Origin of the sequence: Macrococcoides caseolyticum (assembly GCF_002902665.1) — a bacterium.
Taxonomy (GTDB): Bacteria; Bacillota; Bacilli; order Staphylococcales; family Staphylococcaceae; genus Macrococcoides; species Macrococcoides caseolyticum.
The window spans coordinates 1-275 of record NZ_PPRM01000073.1; the positions used below are offsets into that span (position 1 = coordinate 1).

1 protein-coding gene is annotated in these 275 nt (G+C 33.5%); it reads left to right on the forward strand.

What is annotated here, in order from left to right:
- Positions 1-97: 97 nt before the first annotated feature.
- A partial coding sequence (locus tag CD152_RS09910) for a helix-turn-helix domain-containing protein (RefSeq protein WP_146034106.1) occupies positions 98-275 on the forward strand: 178 nt, incomplete at its 3' end.

Below are 275 nucleotides of genomic sequence, written 5' to 3' on the forward strand. Positions count from 1 at the left end.
CGTCGATTGTAAAATTAAGCTAGACAACTAAAAAAGCCTTCTGTGCTAAACTCAATATGTATTTCCGACCAAAGAAAACATAAGGAGTTAGTACAGAATGGCCTATAAACATCTTAACACGGATGAACTCACGTTCATAGAATCATATTATCATCAAAATCTTTCGGTAAAAGAAATCGCAAAGAGATTGAAACGATCAAGACAGACAATTTATAACGTAATAAATGCACTTAAGACAGGTATAACTGCACTGGAATATTACCAAGAGTATAAGC